9 protein-coding genes and 1 riboswitch are annotated in these 8,044 nt (G+C 44.8%); of the genes, 3 read left to right on the top strand and 6 right to left on the bottom strand.

From position 1 onward, the window contains the following. Positions 1-130: 130 nt before the first annotated feature. Positions 131-658, bottom strand: a complete 528-nt coding sequence (locus QUB24_RS32535; protein WP_333157672.1) for a hypothetical protein — start codon at positions 656-658, stop codon at positions 131-133. 84 nt (positions 659-742) lie between these two features. Here QUB24_RS32535 and pyrE point away from each other — a divergent pair, with 84 nt between their 5' ends. From pyrE to QUB24_RS32520, 3 genes are all read left to right on the top strand, one after another. Next, positions 743-1,318 carry an orotate phosphoribosyltransferase gene (gene pyrE, locus QUB24_RS32530; protein ID WP_333157671.1) on the top strand — a complete coding sequence of 192 codons (576 nt, stop codon included), beginning with the start codon at positions 743-745 and terminating at the stop codon, positions 1,316-1,318. Positions 1,319-1,432: 114 nt separating this feature from the next. Continuing rightward, complete coding sequence (gene dcm, locus QUB24_RS32525; protein WP_333157669.1) at positions 1,433-2,719, top strand: DNA (cytosine-5-)-methyltransferase; 1,287 nt, start codon at positions 1,433-1,435, stop codon at positions 2,717-2,719. Between the two features lie 319 nt (positions 2,720-3,038). Then, entirely contained in the window at positions 3,039-3,521 is a 483-nt protein-coding gene (locus QUB24_RS32520) for a hypothetical protein (RefSeq protein WP_333157667.1), read from the top strand. Positions 3,522-3,748: 227 nt separating this feature from the next. Here the strand turns inward: QUB24_RS32520 and QUB24_RS32515 are convergent, their stop codons facing one another. From QUB24_RS32515 to QUB24_RS32495, 5 genes are all read right to left on the bottom strand, one after another. Then, positions 3,749-4,342: a Uma2 family endonuclease gene (locus tag QUB24_RS32515; RefSeq protein ID WP_333157666.1), complete on the bottom strand. Its 594-nt coding sequence runs from the start codon at positions 4,340-4,342 to the stop codon at positions 3,749-3,751. A 158-nt stretch (positions 4,343-4,500) separates the two neighbouring features. After that, positions 4,501-5,874, bottom strand: coding sequence for a phosphomethylpyrimidine synthase ThiC (gene thiC / locus QUB24_RS32510; protein WP_333157664.1), 1,374 nt, complete (start codon positions 5,872-5,874; stop codon positions 4,501-4,503). Positions 5,875-5,881: 7 nt separating this feature from the next. After that, positions 5,882-5,978, bottom strand: a riboswitch (TPP riboswitch). 187 nt (positions 5,979-6,165) lie between these two features. Next, positions 6,166-7,005, bottom strand: a complete 840-nt coding sequence (locus QUB24_RS32505; protein WP_333157663.1) for a Uma2 family endonuclease — start codon at positions 7,003-7,005, stop codon at positions 6,166-6,168. Positions 7,006-7,125: 120 nt separating this feature from the next. Beyond that, positions 7,126-7,686: a Uma2 family endonuclease gene (locus tag QUB24_RS32500; RefSeq protein ID WP_333157662.1), complete on the bottom strand. Its 561-nt coding sequence runs from the start codon at positions 7,684-7,686 to the stop codon at positions 7,126-7,128. A gap of 136 nt (positions 7,687-7,822) precedes the next feature. Next, positions 7,823-8,044: hypothetical protein (locus tag QUB24_RS32495; RefSeq protein ID WP_333157660.1), on the bottom strand; the 222-nt coding region annotated here is incomplete at its 5' end.

Here is an 8,044-nt window from a genome sequence, read left to right as displayed (position 1 = left end):
GCCCGTCCTTTTTGGACGGGCGGGACGCCCATCCCACAAACTTGTGGAAGTTATTTAATTCTCATTCCTAAAATACAAATCCAAGATTTAGTAAACCCGCCTCGGCTCAAAACTCGCAACTGTCGATCGATTAATTTTTGCTAGGGGGCGATACTTGATAAAGTCCTCTAACGGGCCCTGCATCAGTCGGTGAATTTTGCTGCTGTGTTGGAAGTGTAAACTGATCTTGGAGTCCGGCGGGAGTAGGGAAACAGCCGCTTGGTTGAGGTGCTAGCTGGCAAGCTGCAGGCAGTGCCATGACTGAGGCATCGAAGGGATTAACTGCATCTGGGACGCGGAGAATCGGGTCGCTGGAAACTTGCCGCTGCATTATTCGTCGGTAGAGGCCGTTGACGCGACTGGAATCCCGCTCGATTTCTTTTTCGGGAAAGGCAACGACGCCGCTGGGGGAACCGATGCCTAAATAGTCCCCAAAGTAACCTTGCAAGCTGACGTTGTGGTAAAAGTCTCCTGAAGCTTGAAAAAATTGTCGGTTGAAGTCGTCGGCAATTGGATGAAATCGCTCTGTTTGTGCTTGAGCTGGTTTGACGTATGCCAGCGCGACAGAGGCGACAGCGAGAATCAACGCGCCGCTCAGGCTTTTTAACTTTTGACTCATATATTTGGGCCTCCTTAATTAATTCCGATTCCACTATAAACTGGTTATCGACGGATTATTAGTGTTTTTTACACGGTGTGAGTTATGAATGCTGCGGATTTAAAGGTGTTGCGCGATCGACTTCTGGATTTGTTGTGCGAGTTTGCCTATCGCGAAGGCGATTTTGTGCTGTCTTCGGGGCAGAAAAGTTCTTATTACATTAACTGCAAACCGGTGACGCTGCACGCTGAAGGTGCTTTGGCAACGGGACGTTTGTTGTTGTCGATGCTGTCGTCGGATGTGCAAGCCGTGGGCGGTTTGACTTTGGGTGCTGACCCGATTGTAACTGCTGTGAGTGTGGTTTCGGCTCTGGAAGGTCGATCGATTCCGGCGCTAATTGTCAGAAAGGAGACGAAGGGACACGGGACAATGGCTTATATTGAGGGGCCGCTGTTGCCAGAGGGGACGAATGTGGCGGTTTTGGAGGATGTGGTGACGACGGGTAAGTCGGCGATGCAGGCGGTGGAAAGGCTGCGGGCGGCTGGTTATAAAGTCGATCGTATTTTGTCTCTGATTGATAGAGAGCAAGGTGGAGGGGAATTATATCGCGAGGCGGGATTGGATTTTCAAGCCATTTTTACCATTCAGGATCTTAAGGAATGGATTAGTAGCAAGAAATAGCAGTTTGTGCGATTTCCTTCGTTACCAGGTAGAACTTGGTAACGCAGATATTTTAGCTCTACCTCATGTTAACAATGGTGTAAGATATCAATCTTAACCAGCGAGTTTAAGGCTATGAAAACCATCCGTTTTATTGACTTATTCTCAGGAATAGGCGGCATGAGATTAGGGTTTGAATCCGCCGCTCGTTCCTTAAATATGGAAACAGAATGCGTATTAAGCAGCGAAATCAATCCCGACGCTCAATTAGTTTACCAGAAAAACTTTGCCGACACACCTTTAGGCGACATCCGATTAATTGACAAACTGCCTGAACATGAAATTTTACTCGCGGGATTTCCTTGTCAGTCTTTCTCCTATGCTGGCAAAAAAGAGGGCTTTGGAGACACCAGAGGCACCCTATTTTTTGAGATTGCAAGGTTAATTGATACCTTTAAACCTCAAGCATTTATTTTCGAGAACGTGCGGGGGCTTGTCAGCCACGACGGCGGCAGAACCCTCGAAACTATTAAGGGCGAAATCAAAAGCCGAGGTTACAGCTTCGATTATTTTTTGCTCAACAGCTCTAACTTTAGTTTACCTCAGAACCGTGTCCGAGTTTACCTAGTAGGAATTTTAAATGCTTCGCCCCAATTTAAGCTAATTTCCGACTTAGGCCCAAAAGATTCGCATTCCTCTAGTCATCAACAGCTATCGTTATTTTCCCCGTTAAGTCAACCTGTCACAGTTGCAGATATCTTGGAAGACAATCCCGATCCAAAATATGATTGTTCGCCAGAATTTGTTAATGCCTTGAAACAAATAGTTAACAATGATTTCAGCCTACTGCACGGTAGGCGGCTAATTGACTATCGCGGCGGCAATTCGATTCATTCTTGGGAACTGGGTTTGCGAGGCGAGTGCAGTTTAGACGAAATTGAATTAATGAATCTTTTTATATTGAAAAGGCGCAATAAAGAATTTGGAGCTGACCAAGATGGCAAGCTATTAACTAAAGAGCAAATAGCTACTTTTTTTGCTCATCCCAATCTCGATGAAATCCTTGATTCCTTGGTAACAAAAAAGTACCTGCAACGGAACAACAATCAATACAAACCTGTATCCGGTAACTTTTCCTTTGAAGTCTATAAATTTCTCGATCCGCAGAAAATTTCTGTAACAATTGTTGCCAGTGATGCTAATAGATTAGGAGTTTACTCTCATAACCGAGTCCGCAGGATTACTCCCCGCGAGGCGGCGCGGTTACAAGGTTTTGCCGATAGTTTTATTCTGCATCCTAATGATGATAAAGCTTATCATCAACTGGGTAATAGTGTAAGTATTAATGTAGTTAAAGCTGTTGCTCTAGAAGTTATCCAGAATGTTTTGTTCTCTACCAAACAAAAAGTTAGCGCCTGGTGAATTGGGAAGGGTGGGCGGAGTGTTTCCGCTCACCCTAGCAACTAGCTTTGCGCTACAGGTTCCTTAGCCAAAAAATTATCTAATTCCGCCAAAGCATCGGCATCAAGGTTAGATCGGTGTTTTCTGGGGTGGGATTAGAAACTATGTCTGCTCTAATTTTATCAAAATCAGCTCAGGCACTTGGAGGACAAGGGAAAATAAAGTTTTCCATGCTAAACAAGCGCAAGCTTTCAGGTGGAGAGTCTCTACCAATAGGCCTATTTTAGCAGATCGAAATTATAACCTGAGTGAGATATTAACTAGAGAAGAATGTTTTAAAATGTTAGATGACGCGCAAGGAGAAGCAGTAATGATTTTACCTGCATCTATTAAAAGGAAATGGAAACTACTGGCAACAGCCTTTATTTGTCCTCTGACACTAATTGGTGTTGGCATTCAGCAACAACCGCTTCAAGCACAACAAAATCCATCTAAGACTAATGTTGCTGCTTTGCCAGATGGTATTTACCTGTACGGAGATTCGCCACAGCCCAACCAAGTTCTTCAAAACTATATCGTGTTTCAACGCCAGGACGATCGCGTCGTTGGTGCAATCTACGCGCCGCGATCGGACTTTGCGTGCTTCACTGGTAAAATTGAGGGAAATACACTGTACGGGAAGGCAATCTCAGCCGGAAAAATTCAAACACTTGAAATCAATACTCAGCTAACAAATCTGCATTCTATCCGCACAATTAGCTCAAACGATCGCCGCATTCTTTCAACGTGTCAACAGACAGCGCAAGTTAACATATCCAGGTAAATCTTTTACCTAGCTAAAATGGTGCATGAGGCTGGCGGTGCGTTACACGGCGTTAACGCACCCTACAAATTGAAAATTTCTCGTTACCAGGCAGAGCATGGTAATAAATATCTTGGTAAGTATTAATGTGGTTGAATCTGTTGGTCTAGAAGTAATCCAGAAGTGCTTATCCTCTGGAAAGCAAGGGCCTTTGAAAAATGCAGTTTAATCAGCATCAAGCAGCAAATTTATTGTTCTGCGGTTGAGGAAGTGCGATCGCCCGCACTCAATATCAAATCCACATTGACTGTAAAATCAGGAAATGCGATCGGTGCCACCTCTTGACCAGGGTAGAAGTTTAGTATTAAACTATAACCGTTTGGTGTTGGCTGGCGGTAAACTTCCAAGCTGTTTTCCACTAAATTAACCAGCCAAACCTCTTGAATGAGCGATCGGGCATAAATAGGAATTTTGATATTTCTGTCATTATCCACTGTACTGTCAGCGACTTCTACCAAAAGTAACACTTCTGAGGGAACTGGATGTGCTGTCTCGTAATCATCATCGCGAAATTGGAGCAATACTACATCAGGTTGCGGTTCAGTACGTTCGCTTAACAAAACAGGGTTTTGGACATCAACAATAACTCTATCTTCTGGTAATCGGTGAAAAAGTCGGTTAAGTCGTCTCACAGCAGTTGCGTGACGAGTTCCAATAGCAGCCATTTGAATAATTTCTCCTTCAATGAGTTCGACGCGCTCAGCTTCAGAAAGAATCCCTGTCTCACCCATTAAATGATATTCTTTCACCGTAAAAAGGCGTTTTTGAAGTTGAACGGACATCGCAATTCTCCTTTTCGGAAACTCCTTTTAATATAACCTTAAGTAAGGTGCGCCATCAGCACCCTACTTTTGAGCGGGCAGGCTGCCCGCCCCACAAGAAACGAAACAGCTTTACCATTAAGTAAGGTGGGCAATGCCCACCCTACGAATTAATCCAATTAGCTTTGGGCTACAGGTTCCTTAGCCAAAAACTTCTCTAATTCTGTCAAAGCATCGGCATCAACCTTAGTCTGCATCGGACAGAACTTAGGCCCACACATTGAACAGAATTCAGCAGTTTTGTAGATATCTGCCGGCAAAGTTTCGTCGTGATATTCCTTGGCCCGTTCTGGATCTAATGACAGCTCAAATTGACGGTTCCAATCGAAATTGTAACGCGCTTTCGAGAGTTCATCATCGCGATCGCGCGCACCCGGACGGCCCCGTGCAATATCTGCAGCGTGAGCCGCGATTTTGTAAGCAATCAGCCCGTTTCGGACATCCTCAGCATTCGGCAATCCTAAGTGTTCCTTCGGCGTCACGTAACACAGCATTGCAGTACCGTACCAACCAGCCATCGCCGCCCCAATTGCTGAGGTAATGTGGTCGTATCCAGGCGCAATATCTGTCACCAACGGCCCCAAAACATAGAAGGGTGCTTCGGAACATTCCTCCATTTGTTTCTTGACATTAAACTCAATTTGATCCATCGGAACGTGGCCTGGGCCTTCCACCATTACCTGCACATCATGTTCCCAAGCTTTGCGAGTTAATTGTCCCAAAGTTTTGAGTTCAGCTAATTGAGCATCATCCGACGCATCGTGAGTGCAACCGGGGCGCAAAGAATCTCCCAAACTAAACGAAACATCGTATTTTTTGAAGATTTCAATGATGTCGTTAAAGTGAGTGTAGAGGGGATTTTGTTTGTGGTGATGCAGCATCCACCGCGCCAAAATGCCGCCGCCGCGAGAGACAATCCCAGTTAGTCTATTTTTTACTAACGGCAAATGCTCAATCAAAATTCCGGCGTGAATAGTTTGGTAATCAACACCTTGTTGAGCGTGTTTGTCAATGATGTGAAGAAAGTCATTCGGCGTCAGACTTTCCATATTACCATGAACGCTTTCTAGTGCTTGGTAAATGGGTACAGTACCGATCGGCACCGGTGAAGCTTTGATAATCGTAGTGCGAATTTCATCCAAATTGCCGCCGCCGGTGGACAAGTCCATCACGGTATCAGCGCCGTATTTAACTGCTAGTTTAAGCTTGTCAACTTCTTCTTCCATATTGGAAGAGTTGGGAGATGCACCGATATTAGCATTTACTTTGCATTTAGACGCAATGCCGATCGCCATCGGTTCCAAATTCGTGTGATTGATATTAGCGGGAATAATCATCCTTCCCCGCGCTACTTCGGCGCGGATAAGTTCTGGCGGGAGATTCTCTCGCTTCGCAACAAAGTGCATTTCCTCAGTAATTACACCTTGGCGGGCGTAGTGCATTTGAGATACATTGGTGTGCCCGCTACGCTTAGCGATCCATTCGGTACGCATATTTAATTTCCTTGATAAACAGCTTCCCTCCGCTGGTATTACCCAGACTCAGGTTCTAAGGGTGTTTTCTCAGCCCGGATATTCGGGCACCCCTAGCTAAGCTGTTGATTGTATCACCGATTTCTGTACCAAATGAAAGCAATTAAGGAAATCTTAATATAAACAATGGGGTGAGGAGATCGAAAGTGCGATCGACCTTTCCTGACTTCTGATATTTCTGCTGTTTAAAAAGTACACGCCAGCGAAGCTATCCCCAAGGAAATCGCACCCCATTTAACAACATAAAAACAATCACACATCATCAGGATTAATCCCCATTTCGCGCAATTTGGCTGCTAGGCGATCGGCGCGTTGTTTTTCTTCCTCCGCGCGAAGGCTTTCTTGTTGTGCCCGAAGGCTTTCTTGTTGTGCCCGAAGGCTTTCTCGTTCGGCCCGCAGGTGTTCTTCTGCCGCACGTTCCTCTCCAATTAACAGCAAATTCCCTTCACTATCCCACCAACGCAACCAAGGTAAATTCATCTCATCATATTCACCTTGCCAAATTCCCAACTCAACTCCAAGCTGGGGAATCGGATAACGGCCGCGCTCATTTACACTCATGCGCTGATAGCAATTATCTTCTAAGTGATACATTTCTACAGCAGCTTTTTTGACTTCATAAATGCCGTAGTAAGGCACGCGAATCGCCTGTTCGTAAACCCAAAATTTTCCCACCCTTTGTTCTTCGGCTTGACCGGGTTCTGGTGGCGGCGTTCTATCTCGCTCTTCTGCACCGTTCCCCGACACAAATTTCAAAACAATCAGCGGTGCAACGTATTCTTTCCACAATACATAAGAACGTCGCACCTCGCCATTTAATAGTGGGGGAACATTCGGCACATAAAACCAATCGGGCGCTTCGGCACCGCGTTCTAGTGGCTCAGTTAAACGCCAATAAATCCCACAGTCTTGACCGATGCGATAGCGTCCGTCAGGATGAATTCGTTGCAAAATTGGTCGGAGTGAATCAGTGAGAATAATGCTTTGAGGAAGTTCTTGAAATTTTTTCACAAAAGTACCGTCCGACTCTGGTAATTCAGTGTGGTCTGGGAGATGCGTGACTTCCAATTCAAATGATTTGGCAATAGTCATAACACTTGCGCTGATTTGAGTAATCCAACTTATTATAGTATAAAGAAGAAGGAAGAAGGGAAATTTGGCGAATTACAATCCCCCGGTAAATCAGTAAAATTTAATCATCAAAAAATCCGCCTAACCCAATATAAAATCAACGCTCACTTCTAAATCGGGAAAAGCCAGCGGCGCAACTTGTTGACCGCGCCAAAACTTGAGCATTAAACTATAACCGTTCGGGCCTGGCTGACGGTAGACTTCCAAACAATTTTCAACTAAATCTACCAGCAAAACTTCCTGAATTAGCGATCGCGCGTAAATCGATCCTTTCACATCTCTATCATAATCAACCGTACTATTTGAAACTTCAACTAGCAGCAAAACTTCAGACGGTACTGGATGGGCTGTGGCGTAGTAATCAGCACGAGGTTGCAGCAATACAACGTCCGGTTGAGGTTCAGTGCGCTCAGTCAACTGGATAGGGTCTTGGACACCCAGAGTGGCCCGATCTTCTGGAATGAGGCTGAAGCGCCTGGTGAGACGCTTAACAGAACTTGCGTGACGAGTACCAATTGCAGCCATTTTAACAATCTCTCCTTCTATGAGTTCTACCCGATCGCCCTCTGAGAGAATACCCGCCTCAGTCATCAAATGATATTCTTTTACTGTAAATAACCGTTTTTGAAGTTGAACAGACATATAACTATTCTCCTTGTTTGCAGCTTCCCTAAATTTACCATAAAAAAAACCGCCCCAAACAGAGCGGAAAAAAAGAGGAAAAATTTAAATGACAAACTGTAGACAAAAACCTTTAAAGGCCCGCTATCAAGTCGGTTTAAAGACTCGTCAATAACTGTAGGGGTGGTTCATCACCAACTATTAATACAGTTAAATTTGGTTGTTGTTGCCAAAGTTGCTCTCGATATACAGCCCACATATTCTCTTCTATTACCAACTTAAAAGTAAGGTGCGCTTCCCGATAAGGATCGCGAATTAAATAACTTACAATTTTAATTGTTATTGTGGGATGGGCGTCCCGCCCGTCCTTTTTGGACGG

Source organism: Microcoleus sp. B9-D4, from assembly GCF_036705105.1.
GTDB lineage: Bacteria > Cyanobacteriota > Cyanobacteriia > Cyanobacteriales > Microcoleaceae > Microcoleus.
The sequence above is the reverse complement of the archived record's forward strand: the minus strand, read 5'-3'. Positions and strand labels throughout refer to the sequence as shown.

Bases quoted from the DNA above. Each gene is read 5' to 3' on its own strand.
- QUB24_RS32535 (WP_333157672.1), bottom strand. From the start codon at position 658: ATGAGTCAAAAGTTAAAAAGCCTGAGCGGCGCGTTGATTCTCGCTGTC.
- pyrE (WP_333157671.1), top strand. From the start codon at position 743: ATGAATGCTGCGGATTTAAAGGTGTTGCGCGATCGACTTCTGGATTTG.
- dcm (WP_333157669.1), top strand. From the start codon at position 1,433: ATGAAAACCATCCGTTTTATTGACTTATTCTCAGGAATAGGCGGCATG.
- QUB24_RS32520 (WP_333157667.1), top strand. From the start codon at position 3,039: ATGTTAGATGACGCGCAAGGAGAAGCAGTAATGATTTTACCTGCATCT.
- QUB24_RS32515 (WP_333157666.1), bottom strand. From the start codon at position 4,342: ATGTCCGTTCAACTTCAAAAACGCCTTTTTACGGTGAAAGAATATCAT.
- thiC (WP_333157664.1), bottom strand. From the start codon at position 5,874: ATGCGTACCGAATGGATCGCTAAGCGTAGCGGGCACACCAATGTATCT.
- QUB24_RS32505 (WP_333157663.1), bottom strand. From the start codon at position 7,005: ATGACTATTGCCAAATCATTTGAATTGGAAGTCACGCATCTCCCAGAC.
- QUB24_RS32500 (WP_333157662.1), bottom strand. From the start codon at position 7,686: ATGTCTGTTCAACTTCAAAAACGGTTATTTACAGTAAAAGAATATCAT.